Below are 25,500 nucleotides of genomic sequence, written 5' to 3'. Positions count from 1 at the left end.
TGAGAGTGAATCTATTTTTTTCAAGCGTTTTAGCGAAAAAAAATCTAAAAACTCTCAAAAAATTATTTATTGACCCACCATAACCATAGCAGGGCGCAATAAGCGACCATTTAATGTATAGCCCTTTTGTAAAACGCTACCGATTTCATTCGCTTTAGCATTTGGGTCAATACCTACAGCTTGATGTAAATCCGCATTGAAGCCATTTTTTGTATCAGCTTCTACAACACCAAATTTTTCAAGTGTGGTTAACAGCGACTTCAAGGTTAGTTTAATACCTTCAAGTACTGGTGTTTCTTCATCGCCAGCTGCTTGAATTGCACGCTCTAAATTATCAACAGAATCTAGTAATTCTTTTGCAAATTTTTCAAGCACAGTCTCTTTATGCTTGTCAGACTCACGTTGAATACGCTCTACACTTTTTTGTGCTTCGTAAACTGCATTCGCAGTACGTGCTTTTTCAAGTTTTAGGCTTTCTTCTAATTTGGTGATTTGCGCTTGTAAAGATTCAACGGTAACGTCGTTTGCTTGCTCTACACCTTCAGCCTGAGTTTGCTCATTAGATTGCTCTGCTTGCTCGTGTTGAATGTCTTGAGCTTGCTCATTTTGCTCATTAGCCATTGATGATCTCCGTTTAAATGGGTTTTTAAACATGTACAGTCCTTTTGGCATCAGCATTTACTGGGTAAAACCTGAACTGCCATGCATATGCTGTAATTCATTAATAGGGATGAAGTATGGGCATTGCCTAAAAATTCAAGCGTACACGGCAATTTAAAACTTTTAATTTTGCGGTTTTAAGTAAAAATTTAAATTTTCGATCATAAAAGCAATAAATTCTTGCGTTATTTTGGGTAAATGTTGCCTTGAAGCATATACCACCGACAAACTTAATTCAGGAGCTGAAAAGTTTTTAAATAAAGGAACTAATCGTTTTTCTTTTAAATCTTTTTTAACTAATAAAGTAGGTAGCATCGCTACCCCTTGAGCATGTATACACATGTCATAAACAGCATTTACATCATTACTTTTAAAGGTAACGTTCAAAGGATAGTTTTGAGGCTGCTGTTCATTATCAAAAAGAGTCCAAAATTGATGTTGGCTATGGTGAGCTAAACATTCATGTTGAATCAGTTGTCTTGGATGGGAGAGGGGACTGTGCTGTTTTAAATAATCAGGATGAGCACAGAAAACAGACTCGATTTGACAAACAGGTCGTGCAATTAATCCATCTGCAACTTTTTGCGTTATACGTAAGGCTAAATCGACCTGTGCATCAATTAAGTCCATTGTATTTTCGGTCAGATATACATCAAATTGAATATGTGGATGTTGCTGTTTAAATTGGCGAATACATTCCCCAACCCCTAATTGAAATAAAAATAAACCACAGGTAAAGCGAATCGTACCGTTATGTTGTTCGGGTGCGGCTAATTCTTGTAAAAGTTGCTGTTGTTGTAAAATATTCTCGCAGTAGAGGAGGGCTTTTTCACCCGCTGGAGTGAGAGATATTTTTCGGGTATTTCTTTGAAATAGTCGAGTTGAGAATGTGTGCTCTAGGTGCTCAAGATAGCGAGAAACCATCGCACGGGAATAATTTAGGTGTTCTGCGGCTTTGGTTAAATTGCCATGTTGAGCAATAGAAACAAAGACTTGTATGGCTTTTAATGTGTCCATATGCTTTATCATTATTACAATATATGCAACAGTTTATCTTAATTTAGTGCATTTACCTTACAAGAATTGCAATTTAAAGTATTTCTCATGAATTTGGAGAATACATAATGAAATTTTTTAAATTAACTGCTTCAGTCCTAGCAACTGCTACTGCTTTAACAGTAACTTCCTCAGCTTTTGCGCAAGATTTGAAAATCCAAAGTTTCTTGGCTAAACCCGAACATTTTGGTGTGACTTCTACTTTAATTGAAGGCGATAAAGAAGTTCTGTTGGTGAATGCGCAATTCTCAAAATCTGAAGCATTACGTATTGCTGCGGATATTTTGGATAGTGGTAAAACATTAAAGACAATTTTCGTAAGTTATGGTGATCCGGACTATTATTTTGGCTTAGATGTATTTAAACAATACTTCCCAAATGTACAAATCATCGCAACGCCAGAAACTGTTAAACATATCCAAGATACTCAAGCGCTTAAAGTGAAATATTGGGGTCCACAAATGGGTGCAAATGCGCCTAGTCAAATTATTGTGCCTCAAGCTTATACTGCTAAAACTTTAAAGTTAGAAAATGAGTTGATCGAGATTAAAGGTAAGAAAGAACTCACTTATTTATGGATTCCTTCTTCTAAAGCAGTAGTAGGTGGTATTCCTGTCTCTTCAGGTATTCATTTATGGATGGCGGATACACCAAAAGTTAAAGACCGCAATGAAGTGATTCAAACTTTAGAAAATATTAAAGCACTGCAGCCTCAAACAGTTGTTCCAGCTCATATGGTTGAGGGAGCTCCACAAGGTTTAGATGCGGTTAACTTTTCTATCGACTATCTCAAGAGCTATGAGAAAGCGGTCAAAGTAAGTAAAAATGCGGGTGAGCTAAGTCAGCTCATGCAGAAACAATATCCAACATTAAAGAGTGTGGATAGTCTAGAGCTAGGCGCAAAAGTTGTAAAAGGCGAGATGCAATGGCCATAATTTAAGATGAAGCGCTAAAAAAATTCAAAAAAGCCGTGGTCTATACCCGGCTTTTTTCGATGAGATAAGGCATTTTTAAGTAAAAAGTCTCTGTAACATTCTACGCACCTTATATAGCGTTTCTATAAAGAGAAAATTTTTGAGTAGAGTAAAAGGCTAAGATAAAAATTAGAAATTGATAAAATTAAACAAAAGCTTAAGTTGTAGCTTCTATATAAAAGGTAGAGGTGAGGCTAAGGAAGAGATTTTAATAAAAAATTGCACAATTTGTACTTCTATTACTACAAAAGACAACCAATGATACGCACGTCAGAAAAAAAAATTGTGAATTATAGGCAGCGCGAAGATGAACTTTGCATTTAAATGTTTGTCGTAATGAAAGGAAAGCGATTATGAAAAAATTAGGTCTTATCTCTGTAGTACTTGCTGGTGTTGCTTTTACAGCTGTTGGTTGTGCATCTGAAGCTGGCTTAAACGCATCAGGTTCTGCTCAAACTAGCGCTAGCCCATCTGGCGTACAAGCTGGTGTAGGTGTAGACGCTGGTGTTTCTGGTCAAGCACAACCAGGTCAAGTTGATGCTGGTGCTTCTGGTTCTGTTTCAGGTTCTGCGACAGCTCAGTAATTCTTAGCGATAAGAACAGTTAAAAAATTATAGAGTCATATATTTAAGATGCCGATTTATGTATGAAGTGAGCTGCTACTCATTACTCTATAATTAAGAGAATTTAAAATTCTCAAAAAAGCCCCAAAAGACTTATCTCTTTGGGGCTTTTTATATAGTAATGAGATTAGTCATCATGACGATAATTTCGGTGGTCATGATCACGATCTTCTAAGCGTTTTTTTTCCCATTCACGATGTCTTTTTTCCCAATCCCGACGATTTTTGTCCTGTTCACGAGCATCTTTACGTTGTTGTTCGTATATTCTTTTACGCTCTTCCCAACGTTTTCGCTCCCAATCACTATATCGACGTCCATCGTTACGGTCATAACGATCATCATCATGATCATGGTAACCATAACCACCGCGATAATAAGGGTCATCTGTATAAGCAACACAGCCTACAGTTAAAAGACTGGTTGCTAATAAAGTAACAACTAGTTTTGCTGACATAGCCCAATCTCCTTTTTCTGTTAACAATAATTGGCAAAAAAATCCTGTTTTAAACGACAGATTTGTTAATGACATTTGCTATAAATCAGATTAGCGTAGATTGGTTTTTACCTTTGTATCTTGATTACATGAGTTGTATGCGAATATAGTCAAACAACAAAGAATTCTGTAGAAAATATGAAGGATAAGAGGAATTCATGGAGATAGGCATGACAGCATTTAATCAAAAAATTCAAACATTGCTAGATAAGGGCCAAGGGCCTGCTGCTCGAGCTCTTGATAAGTTACCTCGATTAGCTCAAGAATCACTTGCCAAAATCCTTGGATATGCCTACCAATACCCAGAGCTCGACTCATTCACTAAATGTATGATGGCCGTACAAATTAAACAGGGACGTATTGGTTTCATTGGTTCAGATCCTATTGAGTCTAGACGGCAGTTTGATACACAAATGTTGGCTATACGCCAGAAATCAACTGAAATTGATTCAGTGGAAGACATTCGTTTGCCGCTTCAAAGTGGAACTGTTTTCGCAAGACACTATCATCCGTCACCGAATAAAAAATTACCTCTGATTGTTTTCTATCACGGGGGAGGGTTCGTTGTAGGTGGTTTAGATACTCATGATGAGGTTTGTCGTATATTGGCAAAATATGCAAAAGTACAAGTACTCAGTATTGATTATCCACTTGCACCTGAGGTCTCACCTCAACATTTAATCCAATCATGTGAAGATGCATTAGCTTGGGTATATCAAAATCGCAGACAACTAAAAATATTAAAAAATCGTATTGCTGTAGCAGGGGATAGTGCAGGCGGCAATATCAGTACGGTTGTGGCTCAACGATCAGTAAACAAACCTTATGCTCCACAAGCACAGCTTCTCATTTATCCTACAGTTGATTTTAAAAGCCGACATCCTTCTTTTTATGCTTATAACGAAGGATTAGTTTTGACGGATAGCGATATTAATTATGTCACTCAATATTATGCAACTCAGCATAATGTAGAATTAGATGATCCAATTATTTCTCCAACCTATGGTAATTTGAAAAAGAATCCACCAGCTTTTGTGATTACGGCTGGTCATGACGTATTGCATGATGAAGCAAAAATTTATAGCTATAAGCTAAGACAAAATGGCGTCAAAATGCATTATGAAGAATATCCGGATCAAACCCACGGTTTTATAAACTTGACACCTATTTCGAAAAAGGCAAAACGCTATACCATCGAGATCAGTAAAAACTTCAGAAAGTTCTGGGATAAAAATAGTTAAATAAAAGCTTAGTCCATGTTTCACGTGGAACGTGGACTAATACTTTAATCCAAAATATAAAGCACTAAATAAAAGATAATAAATACTCACTAGAATTCTTTTATATAGATGATTAAATTTATCATTTATTAAGTTTGGCATTTTGTTGTAGGAAGATATGAAAAAATTATTAATGTTATGTTGTTTGGGTATAAGCAGTCATTCAGTATGGGCTGACACTTTAGTTGAAATGCAAACAAATGTAGGCAATATTGAAATACAACTTTATGATGATAAAGCACCAAACAGTGTGAAGAATTTTAAAGACTATATAAAGTCAGGCTTTTATAAAGATACGATATTTCACCGTGTAATTCCTGGTTTTATGGTACAGGGCGGTGGACTTACTGCAAATATGCAGGAAAAGACTACGCGAGCACCTATCAAAAATGAAGCTGGGAATGGAATTGCTAACACACGAGGAACTTTGGCAATGGCCCGTACAGCAAATCCTGACTCAGCTACTAGTCAGTTTTTCATAAACGTTGCAGATAATAATTTTTTAAATCGCTCTGCGGGTAATCCTGGTTATGCAGTTTTTGGAAAAGTAATTAAAGGAATGGATGTGGTTGACCGTATTGTTCAGGTCCCTACATCAAACTATGGCATGCATCAAAACGTACCAAAACAGTCTATAAAGATAGTAGATATAAAGTTTAAAACTCTTAAAAAATAAATTAACTATATAAATCATATGTTTGTGTATTTTTGAGATTTTTTTTGGCTGAAAAAGAACCGGTCGAACATGCATATTTATAAAAGTGCTTGCGTACCAGTTTTTTTTCCCTATAATGCACTCATCCCGACGCGATACACGAGAATATCTTAGCTTACAGGGTTAAGATGAAAGCTTGGTATTGCGTTGAATTCTGTCTCTGACGAAGAGCAGAAAAATCATTAAGAGAATTGAAGAACAACTTGTGTGGATTTTTGCTGATTGATTAATCGAAATAATTTTCATTGATTGATTGGTTTAAATTACTCGAAGTTTATTTGAGCGAAATTTAAGTCAGTAATTGATGAGCCAGAATTGGCACCTTGTCTTTAATAAGGTGCAAAATGATTTTAACTGAAGAGTTTGATCATGGCTCAGATTGAACGCTGGCGGCAGGCTTAACACATGCAAGTCGAGCGGAGAGAGGTAGCTTGCTACTGATCTTAGCGGCGGACGGGTGAGTAATGCTTAGGAATCTGCCTATTAGTGGGGGACAACATTTCGAAAGGAATGCTAATACCGCATACGTCCTACGGGAGAAAGCAGGGGATCTTCGGACCTTGCGCTAATAGATGAGCCTAAGTCGGATTAGCTAGTTGGTGGGGTAAAGGCCTACCAAGGCGACGATCTGTAGCGGGTCTGAGAGGATGATCCGCCACACTGGGACTGAGACACGGCCCAGACTCCTACGGGAGGCAGCAGTGGGGAATATTGGACAATGGGCGCAAGCCTGATCCAGCCATGCCGCGTGTGTGAAGAAGGCCTTATGGTTGTAAAGCACTTTAAGCGAGGAGGAGGCTACTTTAGTTAATACCTAGAGATAGTGGACGTTACTCGCAGAATAAGCACCGGCTAACTCTGTGCCAGCAGCCGCGGTAATACAGAGGGTGCAAGCGTTAATCGGATTTACTGGGCGTAAAGCGCGCGTAGGCGGCTAATTAAGTCAAATGTGAAATCCCCGAGCTTAACTTGGGAATTGCATTCGATACTGGTTAGCTAGAGTGTGGGAGAGGATGGTAGAATTCCAGGTGTAGCGGTGAAATGCGTAGAGATCTGGAGGAATACCGATGGCGAAGGCAGCCATCTGGCCTAACACTGACGCTGAGGTGCGAAAGCATGGGGAGCAAACAGGATTAGATACCCTGGTAGTCCATGCCGTAAACGATGTCTACTAGCCGTTGGGGCCTTTGAGGCTTTAGTGGCGCAGCTAACGCGATAAGTAGACCGCCTGGGGAGTACGGTCGCAAGACTAAAACTCAAATGAATTGACGGGGGCCCGCACAAGCGGTGGAGCATGTGGTTTAATTCGATGCAACGCGAAGAACCTTACCTGGCCTTGACATAGTAAGAACTTTCCAGAGATGGATTGGTGCCTTCGGGAACTTACATACAGGTGCTGCATGGCTGTCGTCAGCTCGTGTCGTGAGATGTTGGGTTAAGTCCCGCAACGAGCGCAACCCTTTTCCTTATTTGCCAGCGAGTAATGTCGGGAACTTTAAGGATACTGCCAGTGACAAACTGGAGGAAGGCGGGGACGACGTCAAGTCATCATGGCCCTTACGGCCAGGGCTACACACGTGCTACAATGGTCGGTACAAAGGGTTGCTACCTAGCGATAGGATGCTAATCTCAAAAAGCCGATCGTAGTCCGGATTGGAGTCTGCAACTCGACTCCATGAAGTCGGAATCGCTAGTAATCGCGGATCAGAATGCCGCGGTGAATACGTTCCCGGGCCTTGTACACACCGCCCGTCACACCATGGGAGTTTGTTGCACCAGAAGTAGCTAGCCTAACTGCAAAGAGGGCGGTTACCACGGTGTGGCCGATGACTGGGGTGAAGTCGTAACAAGGTAGCCGTAGGGGAACCTGCGGCTGGATCACCTCCTTAACGAAAGATTGACGATTGGTAAGAATCCACAACAAGTTGTTCTTCATAGATGTATCTGAGGGTCTGTAGCTCAGTTGGTTAGAGCACACGCTTGATAAGCGTGGGGTCACAAGTTCAAGTCTTGTCAGACCCACCATGACTTTGACTAGTTGAAGTTATAGATAAAAGATACATGACTGATGATGTAAGCTGGGGACTTAGCTTAGTTGGTAGAGCGCCTGCTTTGCACGCAGGAGGTCAGGAGTTCGACTCTCCTAGTCTCCACCAGAACTTAAGAGAAGTTCGGATTACAGAAATTAGTAAATAGAGATTTTAAGATCTTGGTTTATTAACTTCTGTGATTTAAGTATCACGGTATTAAGCATGACCTGACGAAGGCATGTTTATTCATTAACAGATTGGCAAAATTGAGTCTGAAATAAATTGTTCACTCAATAACAAAAAGAGAGGAAGTAATTCTGATCTTGGAGTTGATTGAGAACTAGCAAATTAACTGAATCAAGCGTTTTGGTATATGAATTTAGATTGAAGCTGTACAGTGTTTAAGTACACAGACAACAGATAGTAGCGATGAAGAATCGCACGGACAACACTCACTTGTAGGTGTTGACGACTGTTTGGGGTTGTATAGTCAAGTAATTAAGTGCATGTGGTGGATGCCTTGGCAGTCAGAGGCGATGAAAGACGTGATAGCCTGCGAAAAGCTCCGGGGAGGCGGCAAATATCCTTTGATCCGGAGATTTCTGAATGGGGGAACCCACCTACTTTAAGGTAGGTATTGCAACATGAATACATAGTGTTGCAAGGCGAACGAGGGGAAGTGAAACATCTCAGTACCCTTAGGAAAAGAAATCAATTGAGATTCCCTCAGTAGCGGCGAGCGAACGGGGATCAGCCCATTAAGTTATGTGTGTTTTAGTGGAACGCTCTGGGAAGTGCGAACGTAGAGGGTGATATTCCCGTACACGAAAGGGCACACATAATGATGACGAGTAGGGCGAGGCACGTGAAACCTTGTCTGAATATGGGGGGACCATCCTCCAAGGCTAAATACTCCTGACTGACCGATAGTGAACCAGTACCGTGAGGGAAAGGCGAAAAGAACCCCTGTGAGGGGAGTGAAATAGATCCTGAAACCGCATGCATACAAGCAGTGGGAGCACCTTCGTGGTGTGACTGCGTACCTTTTGTATAATGGGTCAGCGACTTATATTCAGTAGCAAGGTTAACCGTATAGGGGAGCCGTAGGGAAACCGAGTCTTAATAGGGCGTTTAGTTGCTGGGTATAGACCCGAAACCAGGCGATCTATCCATGAGCAGGTTGAAGGTTGGGTAACACTAACTGGAGGACCGAACCCACTGTCGTTGAAAAGCCAGGGGATGACTTGTGGATAGGGGTGAAAGGCTAATCAAGCCTGGTGATAGCTGGTTCTCCCCGAAAGCTATTTAGGTAGCGCCTCGGACGAATACCATAGGGGGTAGAGCACTGTTTCGGCTAGGGGGTCATCCCGACTTACCAAACCGATGCAAACTCCGAATACCTATGAGTACTATCCGGGAGACAGACTGCGGGTGCTAACGTCCGTAGTCAAGAGGAAAACAATCCAGACCGCCAGCTAAGGCCCCAAAATCATAGTTAAGTGGGAAACGATGTGGGAAGGCATAGACAGCTAGGAGGTTGGCTTAGAAGCAGCCACCCTTTAAAGAAAGCGTAATAGCTCACTAGTCGAGTCGGCCTGCGCGGAAGATGTAACGGGGCTAAAACTATGTGCCGAAGCTGCGGATTTGACATTAGTCAAGTGGTAGGGGAGCGTTCTGTAAGCCGATGAAGGTGTATTGAGAAGTATGCTGGAGGTATCAGAAGTGCGAATGCTGACGTGAGTAACGACAAAACGGGTGAAAAACCCGTTCGCCGAAAGACCAAGGGTTCCAGTCCAACGTTAATCGGGGCTGGGTGAGTCGACCCCTAAGGCGAGGCCGAAAGGCGTAGTCGATGGGAAATTGGTTAATATTCCAATACTTCTGTGTAATGCGATGAGAGGACGGAGAAGGTTAAGTCAGCCTGGCGTTGGTTGTCCAGGTGGAAGGATGTAGGTATGTATCTTAGGCAAATCCGGGGTACTCTATACTGAGATCCGATAGCAAGCTGTACTTGTACAGTGAAGTGGCTGATACCATGCTTCCAGGAAAAGTCTCTAAGCTTCAGTTACACAGGAATCGTACCCGAAACCGACACAGGTGGTCAGGTCGAGTAGACCAAGGCGCTTGAGAGAACTCTGCTGAAGGAACTAGGCAAAATGGTACCGTAACTTCGGGAGAAGGTACGCTGTTGTTGGTGATGGAACTTGCTTCCTGAGCTGACGACAGCCGCAGAAACCAGGCCGCTGCAACTGTTTATTAAAAACATAGCACTCTGCAAACACGAAAGTGGACGTATAGGGTGTGATGCCTGCCCGGTGCTGGAAGGTTAATTGATGGGGTTAGCGTAAGCGAAGCTCTTGATCGAAGCCCCAGTAAACGGCGGCCGTAACTATAACGGTCCTAAGGTAGCGAAATTCCTTGTCGGGTAAGTTCCGACCTGCACGAATGGCATAATGATGGCGGCGCTGTCTCCAGCAGAGGCTCAGTGAAATCGAAATCGCTGTGAAGATGCAGTGTACCCGCGGCTAGACGGAAAGACCCCGTGAACCTTTACTGCAGCTTGACACTGAACTTTGACCTTACTTGTGTAGGATAGGTGGGAGGCTTTGAAGTTGGAACGCTAGTTCCAATGGAGCCGTCCTTGAAATACCACCCTGGTAATGTTGAGGTTCTAACTCTGTCCCGTTATCCGGGACGAGGACCGTGTCTGGTGGGTAGTTTGACTGGGGCGGTCTCCTCCTAAAGAGTAACGGAGGAGTACGAAGGTGCGCTCAGCGTGGTCGGAAATCACGCGTAGAGTATAAAGGCAAAAGCGCGCTTAACTGCGAGACCCACAAGTCGAGCAGGTACGAAAGTAGGTCTTAGTGATCCGGTGGTTCTGTATGGAAGGGCCATCGCTCAACGGATAAAAGGTACTCTGGGGATAACAGGCTGATACCGCCCAAGAGTTCATATCGACGGCGGTGTTTGGCACCTCGATGTCGGCTCATCTCATCCTGGGGCTGAAGCAGGTCCCAAGGGTATGGCTGTTCGCCATTTAAAGAGGTACGCGAGCTGGGTTTAGAACGTCGTGAGACAGTTCGGTCCCTATCTACCGTGGGCGCTGGAAATTTGAGAGGATCTGCTCCTAGTACGAGAGGACCAGAGTGGACGAACCTCTGGTGTACCGGTTGTGACGCCAGTCGCATCGCCGGGTAGCTATGTTCGGAAGGGATAACCGCTGAAAGCATCTAAGCGGGAAGCCTACCTCAAGATAAGATTTCCCTAGGAATTTATTCCTCTAAAGAGCCGTTCGAGACTAGGACGTTGATAGGTTGGATGTGGAAGCATAGTGATATGTGAAGCTGACCAATACTAATTGCTCGTGAGGCTTGACTATACAACACCCAAGCAGTTGTATGTGAAGCATCAATCGATTCATAAACATGCAAAGCAACTTGATTTAGTTAAACGCTTAGCTAAAATGAACAAAATCAGATTCAATCAGCCCGTCTGTAAAGATTTGGAAAACGCAACGTATCACACAGTGAATAAAACGAAGCAAGTATCCATAAACAGTTGTGCTGGCGACCATAGCAAGAGTGAACCACCTGATCCCTTCCCGAACTCAGAAGTGAAACCTCTTAGCGCTGATGGTAGTGTGGGGTTACCCATGTGAGAGTAAGTCATCGCCAGCTCATTATTCTAAACACCCCCGTTCCAATGAATGGGGGTGTTTTTTTATGCCTAAAATATATTAAAGTTAGTTTTATTGCCCGGGTAATATAAAAAATTTTGATTTTTAATAAAATTTAGATTCAAAGTAAGAATTGTATATTGGCTATATTCTATGAATATAATGTTGAAATTTCTTATTTTTGGGCACATCAATGAAAATTAATTCTTTCTCTCCTATACCTGAAGATGATGAGGAGCTATCTTTGCCTGCATTGATTTATTGGGCATCTTTAGGTGATATCGATCAAGTAAAAGAATTATTAATAGATGGAGAAGATCCTAACCAGACAGATGATGAGGGATATAGTGCTCTACAAGCAGCTGCTGAAAATGACCATTTAGAGATAGTTCAACTCTTAATTGAAAAAGGTGCGCATGTCGCTTATAAGAGTGAATATACCGCATTAGAGCTTGCAGAAATGGCTGGTAATACTGATGTAGTGAATTATTTAAAAAGTTTGTAAAATTAAAAGGCCTCTTTTGTTTCGAAAAGAGGCCTTTTGTTCAATTTAAGACAAATGATATTTCTGTAGTTTCTCAACAATGGATTGAAGTCCTTTTACTTCAAACTCATTAGCTTCGAATTTTTCATCTTTATTGCGCTTAAATATATCCCGAATTTCTATAACAGCGTTTGGGTCAATGATACTTAAACTTGAGGTGACTTGACGTATTTGGCTAATAGATCGAGAGCCATTTGTTGAACCATAGCCAATAAATGCAGCAGGTTTACCCCCCCATTCCTTACCGACATAATCAAGTGCATTTTTTAAAGCTGGGCTGTAACCATGGTTGTATTCTGGGCTAATAAAGATAAATGCGTCTGCTTGAGCAATTTTGTCTGCCCATTCTTGTTGTTTAGGTTGATCATAAATCCCGGTAGCGGGTGGGTGAGAGCCTGAAAATAACGGTAAATTCCACTCTTTTAAATCAATTACTTCTGTCTGAAAATCTTCTAGATTAAATGATGGAATTGTGGATTCTAGCCAATTGGCAACTTTAATTGCTGTACGTCCTTCACGAACACTTCCTACGATAATATAGACCAGCATGTATTTTTCCTAAGAGTTTTTATCTTTATAACTTAATTCATTATATAGGTAGGAGAGAATATAGAATTTGTAAGGATTTTTATGTCACTAATAAAAATTAAATTATAAAAAAGCCCTCATTCAGAGGGCTTTTTTTATTTACATGAGTTTAATGCCTTGCTGGCCAGCTGGAGTCACTTTGAATATCTCTACTTCAAAAGTAATATTTTTGCCAGCTAAAGGGTGGTTGAAATCAATTTCAGTAATATCATCATTCACTGATTTCACGACACCAAATAAAGTTGCTTTTGCTTTATCTTCAAACTCGATCATGTGACCAGGAATAGGTCGTTGTTCAAATTTAACCGTATCAAAAGTTTGAATATTTTCCGGATTCCATGGACCAAAAGCATCTTCTGGTGGTAGATGTACAGTACGTCGATCACCTGCACGTAAGCCAAGAAGGGCTTTCTCAAAACCTGGTAATAAGTTACCGTCTCCAATAGTTAAGCTAACAGGTTCTTCACGGCTACGTGTATTGTCAATTTCTACACCATTTTCAAGAGCAACAGAAAAGTGTAGGTCGACTTTAGAACCATCAGTAATACGAATTTCTTCGTTAGGTTGAATAATTTCGGTCATATTATGCATCCGAATTTTGGTTACGTTGCTTCTCAAGGAAGAATGTATCGATGAGTAGCAAAATTGTACCTAGAGTAATGGCACTGTCCGCAATATTAAAAGCTGGAAAGTGATGATTTTGGTAATAAACATGAATGAAATCGACCACATATCCTAGAGTAATACGGTCAATTAAATTACCTAATGCTCCACCTAAAATTAAAGCGATAGCTACAGGTAGCACCACCATTTTTTTAGGCATACGCATTAACCAAAATACAAAAAGGATTGAAACTAAGCCTGCCAGAGATGTGAAGAAATAGCGTTGCCATCCTCCAGCATCTGATAAAAAGCTAAAAGCTGCACCATAGTTATGTAATAGTGTCCAGTTTAAAAATGGAAGTACCGGTACAGGATCTGCATAGTTGAGATGTGTACTTGCAATCCATTTTGTCCATTGATCCAATACAATGGCAAGGATAGAAAGTCCAAGCCAAATCAGATTATGTGGATAAAACTGGAATAAGCCTTTTTTAGCTTGTGAATTAGGCATATTTTCTCACTTCGCCACGACCAGTGACGTTCACAATACAACGACCACATAAACCAGGATGATCGGCATGTGTATTTACATCTGGAAGAACGTGCCAGCAACGTGCACATTTTTCACCTTCAGCTGCAGATATTTGTACACGTAAGCCTTCCATTTCAGTTGCTTCACCTTGCTCAGCAAATGGATGTACTACTACTTGCGAAGTAATAAGAACAAAACGGAGTTCATCAGCCAGTTGGTTTAAAACTGTTTGTAATGATTCACTTGCCCAAAGTTCAACTTTGGCTGAAAGATTACTGCCGACAAGTTTAGCGTTACGCGCTGCTTCAATCTGTTTATTTACTGCAGATTTTACGCTAATCAATGTTTGCCAATCTTCTTCAGAAAGCAAGTTTGCTTTTGATGAAACAGGCAAGTCATACCATTCTGAAGTAAATACATACTTTTCAGTTTGTTCTGGAATCAATGGCCAAGCTTCTTGAGCGGTAAAGCTTAGGATTGGGCTCATCCAACGGATAAATGCTTGAACAATATGATAAAGCGCTGTTTGTGCAGAACGACGTGCCTGAGAATCTGCTTTAGTAGTGTATTGACGGTCTTTGATAATATCTAGGTAGAAACCACCTAAGTCATTAATACAGAAGCTTGTTAACGCACTACACACCACATGGAAGTTCATTTCTTCATAGGCAGTGATAATAGTTTGTTGTACTTCATTCGCACGTTGTAAGATGTATTGATCTAGAGCGATAAGGTCATCTACGTCCAGAGCATCAGTACTTGGTTTGAAACCATTTAGGTTCGCAAGCAAGAAGCGTAGAGTATTACGAATACGACGGTAGCTATCACTTACACGGCTAAAGATTTCTTTTGATGCTGCGATTTCATAACGGTAGTCACTAGAAGCTACATATAGGCGTAAACCATCGGCACCAAGCTGTTTGATGATTTCTTCAAGCGGAATATAGTTGCCTAAAGATTTCGACAATTTACGGCCATTTTCATCAACGGTAAAACCATGAGTTAACAAGGCTTTATATGGCGCACGATTGTGAATTGCCATAGACGTTAATAAAGAAGATTGGAACCAACCACGGTGTTGGTCTGAGCCCTCTAAATATAAATCAGCAGGGCTTTCTAATTCTTCACGTTGCTCAAGTACAGCGTAATGTGTTGTACCAGAGTCGAACCATACATCAAGCGTATCGCGAACGGCGTTGTATTGTTCAGCATCTTCACCTATGAAGTCTTTTGCTTCACGTTTGAACCATGCTTCGATACCTTCTTGTTCGATCAGTTGAGCAACTTCTTCGATGAGTTCAGGTGTACGAGGGTGTAATTCATTCGTATCTTTATGAACGAAGAAAGGAATTGGAACACCCCAAGTACGTTGACGTGAGATACACCAGTCCGGACGACCTTCGATCATTGATTCAATGCGGTTTTTACCCCAGTTCGGTACAAACTCGATATCATTTTCAATGGCATTAAGCGCACCTTCACGTAACCCTTTTTGATCCATGCTAATGAACCATTGTGGTGTAGCACGGAAAATAATTGGAGTCTTATGGCGCCAACAGTGTGGGTAGCTATGTTTAATTGGCTGATGAGCCCATAAACGGCCTACAGCACCTAAAGCTTCAATAATCTTTGGATTAGCTTTATAGATGTGTTCACCAGCGTAGATTGGAGCAGTTGGTAAATAAACCCCGTTACCACCGACTGGATTGTCTACTTTAAGGTTATATTGAAGACCTACCTTATAGTCGTCTGCACCATGGCCAGGCGCTGTGTGTACTGCACCTGTACCGCTTGTTGCAATAACGTGTTCACCCAAAATAACTGGAACTTGACGATCAGTAAGTAAAGGGTGTTGCAGGGTAAGGTTTTCAAGAGCTGAACCTGTAAAGTCAGCTAAAACAACTGGGTTTTCAAGCTTATAGCGTTCGATTGCTGAAGCAACTAAGTCTTTAGCAAGAATGAAGTTTTGCTTACCGCGCTCAGTAGATACTTGTACCAATTGATATTCAATTTCGGCATGCAACGCAACGGCTTGGTTAGCTGGTAATGTCCATGGTGTAGTCGTCCAGATCACGATATCAGTTGGATCTTGAACTTCTACGTTTAAACGGGCACTTAAATCTTTAAGATCAACAACGCCAAAACCAACATCAATTGCGTCAGATTTTTTATCTTCGTATTCAACTTCTGCTTCAGCAAGAGCTGAACCACAGTCCATACACCAGTTCACTGGCTTTAAGCCTGGTTGGATATGGCCATTTTTCTGGATGAGACCTAGAGCACGAACGATATCGGCTTCTTGTTTGTAATTCATGGTGAGATAAGGATTATCCCAATCACCTAAAATACCAAGACGTTTAAAGTCAGTACGTTGTAAATCAATTTGTTTTAGCGCATATTCGCGGCAAAGTTTACGGAAAGTTGCCGCGTCAACTTTTTCGCCCACTTTACCTACTTTCTCTTCAACTTTTAGTTCGATTGGCAAGCCATGACAGTCCCAACCTGGAACATATGGTGCATCAAAACCTGAAAGTGTACGGCTTTTTACAATAACGTCTTTGAGTACTTTATTGACCGCATGACCCAAGTGAATTGTACCGTTCGCATATGGAGGGCCATCATGCAAAATATATTTTTTCTTGCCAATACGCGATGCACGAATCTGCTGATAAATGTTGTCGGTATACCACTCTTCTAACCATTTCACTTCACGTACTGCCAAATTTGCTTTCATTGCAAATTGAGTATCCGGCAGGTTTAGCGTGGCTTTGTAGTCCACTGCATTCTCAGGAGTTTGCTTATCGCTCATGCAAGTTTTCATCCAGTTTTAATCAGCTTGGGAGCTGACATGTTTTACAATCAAAATTCGAATTAAAAAGGAAATTGTGTCGTGTCGTTACGGTATTGTCGTAACTGTTGCACGTCATTATCAATTCCAGCCTTAAGTGCTTCAAGCGAAGGGTAGTTCAATTCACCATGAAGATAGTGAAGAAAAGTCACCCGCATAAATAAGCCATACAGATTAGCAGAAACATCAGGGAAATGTACTTCTAATCTCCATTCTGGATGTTCTTGCTGAATGGCGGGACGTGTACCGACATGACCTGCACCATAGAGGCTATTTTCATGATATCCGGCAATTCCCAGTTTCTCTGGTGTTTCTTGGCGCACTTTTTCAGTGAGAGAAGTCGTTTCGCAAATGACTTCAACGCCATAAATACCGTTTAAACAAGGTTTGTGGCGGTTGAGACGAACATTAATGGTTGGAAAATCCAGAGTTCGTCCAATTTGATCGCCATATTGGACACGTCCGGTAATACTGTACGGACGGCCTAATAATTTAGCTGCTAAAGCGAGATTACCCACTTGAAGTACTTGGCGAATACGGGTTGAACTGACGCGTTCACCTTCAAGTTCAATGGTATGTAAATTTGTGACTTGAAAACCGTAATTCTTTAGAAATTCGCTGTTACCTTGACGGTCTTTGCCGAAATGAAAATCATCCCCTAAAACCAAAGCCTGAGCATTTAGTTTATCTTTTAATAAATCTGCAAACTCAGACGCGCTCATACTACGGAAATGCTGATCAAATTTAGCAACCGCAATATAGTCAACGCCAAGCTCAGTTAGATATTCGACTTTTTCTCGTAATGAGTTAATACGAGGAGGAGCATCGTAACCTTTAAAGAACTCAAGAGGTTGTGGCTCAAAAATCATGACCAATGTTTTTAAGCCTTGTGCTGCAGCAATTTTTTTGAGTTGCGCAATCATCGCTTGGTGACCTAAATGGACACCATCAAAATTACCAATAGTTACCGCTGTTTGAGGTAACTGAAAATTGGGTGATAACGCATTAAGACGAAGCAGTTTCATGAACTTAAAATATGGCTATTTTTGCAAGGGCTATATATTGCCATAATCTCACAGATTCGTCTTGTTGTTGTGTTTTTACTCAGTTATTTTTCAATATGAATATCTTCATATCTAAAATATTGATGAATTAAATAAAAATAAATCAATTTTTCTTATTAATAGTTTGCTCTACTATATCTTTATCCACTCTTTGATTAGAGAACCAAGATGAAAAAACCCTTTTACCAATTAGATCATAGCAAAGATGTCATACGGCATTTTACTCCAAATTGGTTTACAGCGACTATGGGCACTGGCGTGGTTAGTATGATTTTAATCCAGCTACCATTTGCTCAATCATTTTTATTCACGCTAGCAACTTTGTTATGGCAATTTAATATTATTTTGTTCAGTGTTTTTTCAGTTCTTTATTTATTGCGGTGGTTTCTTTTTCCTCATGAAGCGAAGCAAATATTTAACCATCCAAATATGAGCTTGTTTTTAGGGGCTATCCCGATGGGGCTCGCAACGATATTAAACGGGTTTCTAAGCTTTGGTGTTGGGCTTTACGGTGAAGTCGCAATCCATATCGCCCAAGCTTTATGGTACATCGATGTCTTTTTAGCACTGGCTATTGCGTGGATCGTGCCATTTTGTATGTTTAGTCGTCAGAACCATCAGCTACATACCATGACTGCAATCTGGCTATTACCAGTGGTTGCCTGTGAAGTCGCAGCAAGTTCTGCGGGCATGTTAGTTGGACATTTACCAGCAGATTTGCATAGCTTTCATTTATTAATGGCGGGCTACATACTTTGGGGGATTTCTGTTTTACCCGCATTCGCTATTTTGACAATTTTAATGTTACGTATGGCTTTGCATCAGCTACCTGAAAAAGAAGTCGCCATTTCTAGCTGGCTCTCTTTAGGCCCGATTGGTACAGGTGCATTAGGTTTATTGTTACTAGGGCAGCAGGCACAAAGAGTGACTCCACATGTAGAATTTGAACAATTTGCTAATGTCTTTCAAGCTTTAGGAGTTGTAGGTAGTCTCGTGCTTTTAGGCTTCGGTTTATGGTGGCTCGGTCTTGCGATTTTAACAACACTTCGTCATGCAAAAACAGGTATTCCATTTAATTTAGGCTGGTGGGGCTTAACCTTTCCATTAGGTGTATTTATTCTTGCACTATTTAACTTAGGACATCAGGTTGAAGTTGTATTTTTACAATACGTTGCTGTGGCGTTGAGTCTTTTATTATTGGCAATGTGGGGCGTGGTAATGAAGAAAACACTTGCAGGCGCATATAGTGGTCAACTGTTCTTCTCACCGTGTTTAATCGCTTTACAACAAAAAGTGCAGTAATGATGAAAAGGTGCAAAAAGCTTTTGCACCTGATTTATACTTATTTTCTAACTTATTTAATTTTGATTTGAGCTTTTTGAATGAACACTGATATTGCTTTAATTATGGCGCTTCCTAATGAATCTAAGGGTTTATTTGAACAAGCAGGTGTTGAAGTCCATTACAGTGGTATTGGTAAGATTAATGCTGCCTTTAAAGCATTTGAAGTTATTCAAAAAACTGGCTGTAAAACTTTAATTAACCTAGGTACAGCGGGAAGCTCTGCATTTAATCGACATGATTTAGTCGAAGTAAAAACTTTTGTACAACGGGATATGGATGTTTCACCCCTAGGTTTTGAAGTAGGTGTAACGCCGTTAGATGATCATTTGGCGGCAGAGATTCATCTTCAACCACATTTTATTGATTTGCCAAAAGCAGTATGTGGAACAGGTGATTCATTTGAAACAGGTCAGCCAAAAGTAGCTTGTGATGTGGTTGATATGGAAGGCTATGCTTTAGCTAAAGTGTGCCATAAGTTAGGTGTACGATTAATTTCTGTGAAGTATATTACTGATGGGGCAGATGACACTGCACATTTGGATTGGGAAGAAAATTTATTGTTAGGCGCTCAGAAACTCCTAGCTCTTTATCAAAACCATTTCTAAAAAAAGATCGGCAAATTTGCCGATCTTTTTTTGTTTTAACGAGGCAATACGCCGTAGAGCATTAGGTGGACTGTATGCTCAATTGAACGCTGGAACATACTGCGGTTACGAAGCGTTTTACCAGTCACCATTTCCATTTGAGTTGCAAAATCTGCATAGTTTTGCGTAAGGCCCCAAATATTTAAGATTAATAATTCTGGGTCGATATCTGGGGAAATTTTCCCTTCTTCTTGCCACGTCTGAATGACTTTGGCTTTGCGCTTAAATAGTTTTTTTAATGGTCCTTTGAGAATAGGTAAAATATGCGGAGCACCTTGAATGATTTCTAATGCAAACAATCTAGAGGCTTTCGGTTGGCTACGAGATAGTTCGATTTTTTGAATTAAATAGTGCGATAAGGCTTCGGCTGGTTCTAATTCAGCTTCTAAAGTTTGTAAGGGGGCCAACCATTTTTGTAAAACGGTTGTGAGCACTTCTACATATAAAGACTCTTTATTTTCATAGTAATAGAAAATATTCGACTTATGCATGTCGGCGAGTTGGGCAATTTCATCCAGACTTGCACCACTGAACCCATAGACTGAAAATACGTCAAGGGCGGCAGCAAGGAGCTGATTGCGCTTTTGGGTACTCTTTTTTTGTTCCATCTGCTGCATAATTAAAAAAATAATATTCCCATTGTAAGGGAAATTGTTTGATTTGTGCACAGGTGTCTTGCTTTTTTAATCAAAAAACGGCTAGTTATTTGCGTAATAGATATACTATTGTGCAAAAAATAGAGAGATTCACTAGTTTATTGTTATTCTTAAAAATATTTTTTAAATTTCGCCCTAAAAAAGAGCAATAAAACAGCAATTTTATTGCTCATAAATTGTGCATTTTTCGGCTGGGCGATTCTCATTACTCATCGCAACCTTAGGTTGCTAAAACTGCATCGAGTACTTGCTGTTCAAGCTGAGCAAAAGAAATACTCTTTTTACGGGGACGCGGCAAATTAACTTGGAAGCTTTGAGCAATCTGGCCCTTATCTAATAATATAATACGGTCAGCCAATTGTACGGCTTCACTTACATCGTGGGTAACTAAAATTGCAGTGAAGCCTTGCTCTTTCCACAAGCGCTCAATCAAGCTTTGCATCTCAAGGCGAGTTAACGCGTCTAATGCCCCTAATGGCTCATCTAACAGCAAAATACGCGGAGTATGAGATAACGCACGTGCTAAGGCTGTACGCTGACGTTGACCACCAGAGAGTTGGGAAGGCCATTGCCCAGATTTTTCTTTTAAACCGACTTTTTCTAGTAATTCTTCTGCTAAAGCATGTTGCGCTTTAGGTAAACCCAGTTGCACATTTTGAAGAATATTTCTCCAAGGCAATAGGCGTGGGTCTTGGAACATAACCCGTATGTCATCGCTGGTAATACCTTCACGCAAATGTCGGGCAGATTTGAATTTGATTTCCCCAAAACTGGCTTTTTCAAGTTGAGCAATTAAACGTAATAACGTACTTTTGCCACAACCACTTCGGCCAACAATAGCTAAAAACTCACCTGGCTGGATGTGTAGGTCAAGATCTTCGAGAACCTTTACCTCGCCATAGAATTTATAAAGTTGCTCAATCAGAATCTCTGCACCTAATACAGGTTCTTGAGATTCTGTTGGTTCTTCCGGAATGAGCTGTACTTCATTCTGATTAATATTTAAATTCAGATTTGTCATGTTCTAAGCTCCCTTATTTCTGATATCCAGAGTGCCAACGTAGTAAATAGCGTTCTAAAAGCTGTGCTAAAACATCTGCTAGTTTGCCTAATAAGGCGTAAAGAAGAATACCGACCAGAACGACATCCGTTTGTAAAAACTCACGTGCATTCATAGTCATATAACCAATACCTGCTTGAGCTGAAATGGTTTCAGCAACAATGAGCAATACCCAAACCAAACCTAAAGCAAAGCGTAAACCTACTAAAATAGAAGGCATCGCACCCGGTAGGATAATTTCTTTATAGAGCTGCCAACGCGAAAGTCCGTAGCTTTTACCCATCTCAATTAATTGAGGATCAACTGACCGAATACCGTGATAAGTGTTGATATAGATAGGGAAGAAAACACCTACTGCGACTAAAAATAATTTCGCTGTTTCATCAATACCGAACCATAAGATGACGAGTGGAATGAGGGCTAAAGCTGGGATGTTACGAATCATTTGTAAGGTCGTATCGAGCAGGGTAGAGGCGAATCGTGAAGATCCGTTGAGTAGACCCAATAACAAACCTAAGCCACCGCCAATCAGTAACCCCAGTAAAGCACGCCCTGCACTGACTTTAACGTGCTGCCAAAGTTCGCCACTCACCAGTAGATGCCAAAAAGCGGAAACTACAGCAGTGGGTGCAGGCAAAATACGGTTCTCTAAAAGACCCGAGCTTGAGGCAATTTGCCAAACAATCAATAGAACAATAGGGAAAATCCAAGGCAGCAGACGCTGCCCGACTTGCTTCGTTCCACGTGAAACAATACTTTCAGCTTTGATCATGCAGGCTCCTTGACGGAACTATTTTGCTTCTTCTCGTCTGGAACATAATTATTGGCAATAATTTCACCGAATGGACCGGTCAAATTTGGCTGAGCAAGTTTAGCTCGGGTCTCAATTGGTAATAACGGGAATACTAACTCTGCAAAACGAATTGATTCTTCAAGGTGTGGATAGCCTGAGAAAATAAATGTATCAATACCTAAATCAGCATATTCCTGAATACGAGCAGCAACGGTTTCAGGGTCACCTACAAGTGCTGTACCAGCGCCACCACGGACTAAACCAATTCCTGCCCAAAGGTTTGGAGATACTTCAAGCTTGTCTCGGTTACCGCCGTGAAGAGCTGCCATACGTTGTTGGCCTACCGAGTCCATTTGTGCAAATTTTTTCTGTGCAGCAGCAATAGTTGCATCATCTAGATATTGAATCAGTTCGTTTGCCGCAGCCCAAGCTTGTTCGTTGGTTTCACGAACAATCACATGCAAGCGAATGCCATAAGTTAATTTACGGCCTTTAGCCTCAGCTTTGGCGCGAACATGTTCGATCTTTTGTTTGACTGCTGCTGGTGGCTCGCCCCACGTAAGGTAAGTATCAACTTGCTCAGCAGCCAAATCGACAGCGACGTCTGAAGAGCCGCCGAACCAAAGTGGGGGGTAAGGCTTTTGAACAGGTGGGTAAAGTAGTTTTGCATCATCGACTTGTAAGCGTTCACCATGGAATGTAAAAACTTCACCCGTATGTGAACGCGTCAAAATTTCACGCCAGATTTTTACATATTCATTGGCAGTTTGATAACGGGTTTCATGGTCTTCATATAACCCATCGCCGCGTAGTTCAGCTTCATCGCCACCAGTCACTAAGTTGAGTAACACTCGACCATTCGACAAGCGGTCAAATGTTGCAGCCATACGCGCAGCCAAAGCTGGTGTTGTTACACCCGGACGTAACGCGACTAAAAACTTAAGGTGTTGAGTTGCGTCAATGAGGCTAGCCGCCGTAATCCAAGGATCTTCACATGAACGACCTGTTGGAATAAGTACTCCTTCGTAACCCAAGTTATCTACTGCCACAGCAATTTGCTTCATATAGGCATGGTCAACCTGACGAGCGCCTTTACTTGTACCTAAATAGCGACTATCACCGTGGGTAGGAATAAACCAGAAAATTTTCATGTGCATTACCTATATATCTATTGAAATTACTTGGCGCCCCAAACAGCTTGTTTAATGCTGATTGGTTTTGGGATGATCCCTTGTTGAGTAAAGATGTCTGCGAGTTGCTGCTGCTCAGCAATCACTTTGCTATTAAGAGGAGCGGCTGATGAAGGGCGCGGACGGCGTTTAATAAATAAATCACTGGTTGCAGGTTTAAGACCTGTACTTTGACCAATCGCACCTGCCGTTTCTGCTTGATGACTTTGAACCCATTTATCGGCTTGATTGATTTGTTTGATGAGCCCTGAAACAGCTTTCGGATGTTGTTTAACAAAATTTGGAGCTGCTAAATAAAATGTATAGTTCGGGCTTAAGCCTTTACCCGATGCAAGAACACGAGCTTGGTCTTCTAGTTGTGCTGAAGCGAAGTAAGGGTCCCAAATTGCCCATGCATCAACAGCACCTTTTTGAAATGCTGCGCGAGCATCGGCAGGTGTAAGCCAGATCGGAGTAATGTCACTCCAGTTTAGGCCTGCTTTACGTACAGCTTGCACAAGTAAGTAATGTGAACTCGAACCTTTTTGTAGCGCAATACGTTTACCTTTAAGGTCTTTCAGCTGTTTGAGTTGCGAGTTTTTAGGAACTAAGATTGCCGATGCTAGTGGTTTAGCTGCTTCATAGGCAATGTAATACAAAGGCTTGCCAGCCGCTTGTGCGTAGACAGGAGGTGTATCTCCAGTAACGCCTACATCAAGTGAACCGACAGCTAAAGCTTCTAAAATTTGTGGACCAGCAGGGAACTCGTTCCAAGTAACTTTGGCATTTGGAAATTCTTGTTCAAATAATTTTTGCTGTTTGGCAATTGCAAAGTTAATCGAACTTTTTTGAAAACCAATACGAAGTTCTTTTACAGTTGGATCAATCGCCCAAGCGGGTGCGGCAATTGTTAAACCTAATACAGTGACTGCACTGATGCGTTTAGCTAGTTGTGCCCACTGACTCTTATTAAATAATGACTGATGTTGCATATTGATATCCTTGTTCCCCTTGAGGCAAGGCACAGCATTTATATGGTTATTTGCCGTGCCTAAGCTGGGTTTATTTCAGTTTTAAAATGGCATCTTGAATGGTGAGTTTGTTTGGAATGAGCTTTTGTGTATAAAAGGCATCAGCTACTTGTTGTTGTTCTTGTGCCACTTTGTCAGATATTGGCTGAACTCCAAAACCCATACGTGAAATGGAAGTTTTGAGTACATCAAACTCAAGTGCTGTAGGTTTTTCGAGTAGCTTGGCTGCTTCATCCTGATGTGAGCTCACCCATTCAGTTGTTTGATTAAGGGTTTGCACAACTGTATTGAGAACTTTCGGATTATTTTCTGCAAATTTACGGTCAGCTAGATAGAACTGATGATTGCTTACCAAGTTTTCACCTGTTGCTAAAACTCGTGCCTGAATTTGATGTTCAGCTGCTGCAAAGAACGGATCCCAGATCACCCATGCATCCACAGCACCTTTTTCAAAAGCAGCACGTGCGTCTGATGGCGGTAAATAAACAGGTTGAATATCACTTAAGCTTAAGTTGTTGGCTTCTAGAACCTTTAACAATAGGTAATGAACATTTGAGCCTTTGTTAAGAGCAACACGTTTGCCTTTTAAGTCTTTAATAGACTGGATTGGAGAGTCTTTTTGTACCAATAGTGCTTCAGCTTTTGGCGCAGCAGGTTGGTTTGCGACATAGACTAAATTTGGATTGGCAGCCTGAGCAAAGATCGGTGGCGCTTCACCTGCTTCACCGAGTGAAACACTTCCTACATTTAAACCTTCAAGCAATTGAGGGCCAGCAGGAAACTCAACCCATTTCACTTGCACGCCTTGTTCTTTTAATGCTTTTTCTAAGTCACCACGAGCCTTTAAAATAGGAAGAATCCCATATTTTTGATAGCCGATATTTAATGTTGTGGTAGCTTGTTCCTCTTTTTTGGCACAACCACTTAACATCATCACTCCTGCAAGGCTGGCCGCGATGACTGAATATTTTGCCCATGAAGTGGTGTTGAAAAGTGCCATGAGATTTCGTACTCCCCGAAAGAGAAAAAGAAAAAAATAATTGGATGAGCAGATACCCTAAATGGATTTTTATTTCAGAAAAAATAAGTATTCGGTCTTTATTTATGCAAAAAAAAG

The 25,500-nt window shown here is 41.1% G+C and carries 21 protein-coding genes, 2 tRNA genes and 3 rRNA genes; 12 read left to right on the top strand and 14 right to left on the bottom strand.

Annotation, left to right across the window (positions count from 1 at the left end; genetic code table 11):
* Positions 1–66 precede the first annotated feature (66 nt).
* The gene (gene grpE / locus SOI76_RS18485) at positions 67–621 is read right to left on the bottom strand and encodes a nucleotide exchange factor GrpE (RefSeq protein WP_002115470.1); all 555 of its coding nucleotides are present in this window, start codon (positions 619–621) and stop codon (positions 67–69) included.
* A gap of 162 nt (positions 622–783) precedes the next feature.
* The gene (locus SOI76_RS18480) at positions 784–1,677 is read right to left on the bottom strand and encodes a LysR family transcriptional regulator (RefSeq protein WP_009392834.1); all 894 of its coding nucleotides are present in this window, start codon (positions 1,675–1,677) and stop codon (positions 784–786) included.
* A 107-nt stretch (positions 1,678–1,784) separates the two neighbouring features.
* Here SOI76_RS18480 and SOI76_RS18475 point away from each other — a divergent pair, with 107 nt between their 5' ends.
* Both SOI76_RS18475 and SOI76_RS18470 read left to right on the top strand, forming a co-directional pair.
* The gene (locus SOI76_RS18475) at positions 1,785–2,651 is read left to right on the top strand and encodes an MBL fold metallo-hydrolase (RefSeq protein ID WP_104080790.1); all 867 of its coding nucleotides are present in this window, start codon (positions 1,785–1,787) and stop codon (positions 2,649–2,651) included.
* 392 nt (positions 2,652–3,043) lie between these two features.
* Positions 3,044–3,274 carry a hypothetical protein gene (locus SOI76_RS18470; protein WP_000733015.1) on the top strand — a complete coding sequence of 77 codons (231 nt, stop codon included), beginning with the start codon at positions 3,044–3,046 and terminating at the stop codon, positions 3,272–3,274.
* A gap of 166 nt (positions 3,275–3,440) precedes the next feature.
* On the opposite strand, the gene SOI76_RS18465 is transcribed toward SOI76_RS18470, so the two are convergent.
* Complete coding sequence (locus SOI76_RS18465) at positions 3,441–3,767, bottom strand: hypothetical protein (protein WP_032056174.1); 327 nt, start codon at positions 3,765–3,767, stop codon at positions 3,441–3,443.
* A 209-nt stretch (positions 3,768–3,976) separates the two neighbouring features.
* Between SOI76_RS18465 and estA the strand changes: the two genes are divergently transcribed.
* The 8 genes from estA (at position 3,977) to SOI76_RS18425 (ending at position 12,012) form a co-directional block, all read left to right on the top strand.
* A complete protein-coding gene (estA, locus tag SOI76_RS18460) occupies positions 3,977–5,047 on the top strand; it encodes an alpha/beta hydrolase (protein WP_017399656.1) in 1,071 nt (356 codons plus the stop codon).
* Between the two features lie 157 nt (positions 5,048–5,204).
* Entirely contained in the window at positions 5,205–5,762 is a 558-nt protein-coding gene (locus SOI76_RS18455; RefSeq protein ID WP_205668487.1) for a peptidylprolyl isomerase, read from the top strand.
* A gap of 390 nt (positions 5,763–6,152) precedes the next feature.
* Positions 6,153–7,690 (top strand): 16S ribosomal RNA (locus SOI76_RS18450).
* Positions 7,691–7,749: 59 nt separating this feature from the next.
* Positions 7,750–7,826 (top strand) — tRNA-Ile (locus SOI76_RS18445).
* Positions 7,827–7,881: 55 nt separating this feature from the next.
* Positions 7,882–7,957 (top strand) — tRNA-Ala (locus SOI76_RS18440).
* A 362-nt stretch (positions 7,958–8,319) separates the two neighbouring features.
* A 23S ribosomal RNA gene (locus SOI76_RS18435) occupies positions 8,320–11,210 on the top strand.
* Between the two features lie 183 nt (positions 11,211–11,393).
* Positions 11,394–11,508, top strand: a 5S ribosomal RNA gene (gene rrf, locus SOI76_RS18430).
* Together the 16S, 23S and 5S rRNA genes with 2 tRNA genes alongside form the textbook arrangement of a ribosomal RNA operon.
* 192 nt (positions 11,509–11,700) lie before the next feature.
* The gene (locus SOI76_RS18425; protein ID WP_104080390.1) at positions 11,701–12,012 is read left to right on the top strand and encodes an ankyrin repeat domain-containing protein; all 312 of its coding nucleotides are present in this window, start codon (positions 11,701–11,703) and stop codon (positions 12,010–12,012) included.
* A 45-nt stretch (positions 12,013–12,057) separates the two neighbouring features.
* Here the strand turns inward: SOI76_RS18425 and SOI76_RS18420 are convergent, their stop codons facing one another.
* The 5 genes from SOI76_RS18420 to ribF form a co-directional block, all read right to left on the bottom strand.
* Positions 12,058–12,600: an NADPH-dependent FMN reductase gene (locus tag SOI76_RS18420; RefSeq protein WP_009387643.1), complete on the bottom strand. Its 543-nt coding sequence runs from the start codon at positions 12,598–12,600 to the stop codon at positions 12,058–12,060.
* Between the two features lie 138 nt (positions 12,601–12,738).
* Positions 12,739–13,221: an FKBP-type peptidyl-prolyl cis-trans isomerase gene (gene yaaD, locus SOI76_RS18415; protein WP_032056512.1), complete on the bottom strand. Its 483-nt coding sequence runs from the start codon at positions 13,219–13,221 to the stop codon at positions 12,739–12,741.
* Between the two features lies 1 nt (position 13,222).
* Complete coding sequence (gene lspA / locus SOI76_RS18410) at positions 13,223–13,753, bottom strand: signal peptidase II (RefSeq protein WP_104080391.1); 531 nt, start codon at positions 13,751–13,753, stop codon at positions 13,223–13,225.
* Positions 13,746–16,583 (bottom strand): isoleucine--tRNA ligase, encoded by a 2,838-nt coding sequence (ileS, locus tag SOI76_RS18405; protein ID WP_104080392.1) that lies wholly within the window; start codon positions 16,581–16,583, stop codon positions 13,746–13,748. The genes lspA and ileS overlap by 8 nt, the downstream gene beginning before the upstream one ends.
* 62 nt (positions 16,584–16,645) lie before the next feature.
* Positions 16,646–17,647 carry a bifunctional riboflavin kinase/FAD synthetase gene (gene ribF, locus SOI76_RS18400; protein ID WP_104080393.1) on the bottom strand — a complete coding sequence of 334 codons (1,002 nt, stop codon included), beginning with the start codon at positions 17,645–17,647 and terminating at the stop codon, positions 16,646–16,648.
* A gap of 207 nt (positions 17,648–17,854) precedes the next feature.
* Here ribF and SOI76_RS18395 point away from each other — a divergent pair, with 207 nt between their 5' ends.
* Positions 17,855–18,988 carry a TDT family transporter gene (locus tag SOI76_RS18395; RefSeq protein ID WP_104080394.1) on the top strand — a complete coding sequence of 378 codons (1,134 nt, stop codon included), beginning with the start codon at positions 17,855–17,857 and terminating at the stop codon, positions 18,986–18,988.
* Positions 18,989–19,068: 80 nt separating this feature from the next.
* Positions 19,069–19,635 carry a 5'-methylthioadenosine/S-adenosylhomocysteine nucleosidase gene (locus tag SOI76_RS18390; RefSeq protein WP_002120771.1) on the top strand — a complete coding sequence of 189 codons (567 nt, stop codon included), beginning with the start codon at positions 19,069–19,071 and terminating at the stop codon, positions 19,633–19,635.
* A gap of 35 nt (positions 19,636–19,670) precedes the next feature.
* Here SOI76_RS18390 and rutR read toward each other — a convergent pair whose 3' ends face one another.
* The 6 genes from rutR to SOI76_RS18360 form a co-directional block, all read right to left on the bottom strand.
* A complete protein-coding gene (gene rutR / locus SOI76_RS18385) occupies positions 19,671–20,291 on the bottom strand; it encodes a TetR/AcrR family transcriptional regulator (protein WP_009387703.1) in 621 nt (206 codons plus the stop codon).
* Positions 20,292–20,550: 259 nt separating this feature from the next.
* Positions 20,551–21,351: an ABC transporter ATP-binding protein gene (ssuB, locus tag SOI76_RS18380; RefSeq protein ID WP_104080395.1), complete on the bottom strand. Its 801-nt coding sequence runs from the start codon at positions 21,349–21,351 to the stop codon at positions 20,551–20,553.
* 13 nt (positions 21,352–21,364) lie between these two features.
* Positions 21,365–22,162 (bottom strand): aliphatic sulfonate ABC transporter permease SsuC, encoded by a 798-nt coding sequence (gene ssuC / locus SOI76_RS18375; protein ID WP_009387421.1) that lies wholly within the window; start codon positions 22,160–22,162, stop codon positions 21,365–21,367.
* Complete coding sequence (gene ssuD, locus SOI76_RS18370; RefSeq protein WP_104080396.1) at positions 22,159–23,334, bottom strand: FMNH2-dependent alkanesulfonate monooxygenase; 1,176 nt, start codon at positions 23,332–23,334, stop codon at positions 22,159–22,161. Before ssuD ends, ssuC begins: the two co-directional genes overlap by 4 nt.
* A 26-nt stretch (positions 23,335–23,360) precedes the next feature.
* Positions 23,361–24,344 (bottom strand): sulfonate ABC transporter substrate-binding protein, encoded by a 984-nt coding sequence (locus tag SOI76_RS18365; protein WP_009387471.1) that lies wholly within the window; start codon positions 24,342–24,344, stop codon positions 23,361–23,363.
* 70 nt (positions 24,345–24,414) lie between these two features.
* On the bottom strand, positions 24,415–25,383 hold the full coding sequence (locus SOI76_RS18360) for a sulfonate ABC transporter substrate-binding protein (protein ID WP_104080397.1): 969 nt from the start codon (positions 25,381–25,383) through the stop codon (positions 24,415–24,417).
* Positions 25,384–25,500: the final 117 nt, after the last annotated feature.

Source organism: Acinetobacter pittii (assembly GCF_034064985.1).
Lineage (GTDB): Bacteria > Pseudomonadota > Gammaproteobacteria > Pseudomonadales > Moraxellaceae > Acinetobacter > Acinetobacter pittii_H.
The sequence above is the reverse complement of the archived record's forward strand: the minus strand, read 5'-3'. Positions and strand labels throughout refer to the sequence as shown.

Coding starts and splice junctions, on each gene's coding strand:
- SOI76_RS18475 (WP_104080790.1), top strand. CDS start 1,785: ATGAAATTTTTTAAATTAACTGCTTCAGTCCTAGCAACTGCTACTGCT.
- ssuB (WP_104080395.1), bottom strand. CDS start 21,351: ATGACAAATCTGAATTTAAATATTAATCAGAATGAAGTACAGCTCATT.
- ssuC (WP_009387421.1), bottom strand. CDS start 22,162: ATGATCAAAGCTGAAAGTATTGTTTCACGTGGAACGAAGCAAGTCGGG.
- ribF (WP_104080393.1), bottom strand. CDS start 17,647: ATGAAACTGCTTCGTCTTAATGCGTTATCACCCAATTTTCAGTTACCT.
- rutR (WP_009387703.1), bottom strand. CDS start 20,291: ATGCAGCAGATGGAACAAAAAAAGAGTACCCAAAAGCGCAATCAGCTC.
- grpE (WP_002115470.1), bottom strand. CDS start 621: ATGGCTAATGAGCAAAATGAGCAAGCTCAAGACATTCAACACGAGCAA.
- SOI76_RS18390 (WP_002120771.1), top strand. CDS start 19,069: ATGAACACTGATATTGCTTTAATTATGGCGCTTCCTAATGAATCTAAG.
- SOI76_RS18470 (WP_000733015.1), top strand. CDS start 3,044: ATGAAAAAATTAGGTCTTATCTCTGTAGTACTTGCTGGTGTTGCTTTT.
- SOI76_RS18425 (WP_104080390.1), top strand. CDS start 11,701: ATGAAAATTAATTCTTTCTCTCCTATACCTGAAGATGATGAGGAGCTA.
- SOI76_RS18365 (WP_009387471.1), bottom strand. CDS start 24,344: ATGCAACATCAGTCATTATTTAATAAGAGTCAGTGGGCACAACTAGCT.
- SOI76_RS18395 (WP_104080394.1), top strand. CDS start 17,855: ATGAAAAAACCCTTTTACCAATTAGATCATAGCAAAGATGTCATACGG.
- estA (WP_017399656.1), top strand. CDS start 3,977: ATGACAGCATTTAATCAAAAAATTCAAACATTGCTAGATAAGGGCCAA.
- SOI76_RS18465 (WP_032056174.1), bottom strand. CDS start 3,767: ATGTCAGCAAAACTAGTTGTTACTTTATTAGCAACCAGTCTTTTAACT.
- lspA (WP_104080391.1), bottom strand. CDS start 13,753: ATGCCTAATTCACAAGCTAAAAAAGGCTTATTCCAGTTTTATCCACAT.
- SOI76_RS18480 (WP_009392834.1), bottom strand. CDS start 1,677: ATGGACACATTAAAAGCCATACAAGTCTTTGTTTCTATTGCTCAACAT.
- SOI76_RS18455 (WP_205668487.1), top strand. CDS start 5,205: ATGAAAAAATTATTAATGTTATGTTGTTTGGGTATAAGCAGTCATTCA.
- SOI76_RS18360 (WP_104080397.1), bottom strand. CDS start 25,383: ATGGCACTTTTCAACACCACTTCATGGGCAAAATATTCAGTCATCGCG.
- yaaD (WP_032056512.1), bottom strand. CDS start 13,221: ATGACCGAAATTATTCAACCTAACGAAGAAATTCGTATTACTGATGGT.
- ileS (WP_104080392.1), bottom strand. CDS start 16,583: ATGAGCGATAAGCAAACTCCTGAGAATGCAGTGGACTACAAAGCCACG.
- SOI76_RS18420 (WP_009387643.1), bottom strand. CDS start 12,600: ATGCTGGTCTATATTATCGTAGGAAGTGTTCGTGAAGGACGTACAGCA.
- ssuD (WP_104080396.1), bottom strand. CDS start 23,334: ATGAAAATTTTCTGGTTTATTCCTACCCACGGTGATAGTCGCTATTTA.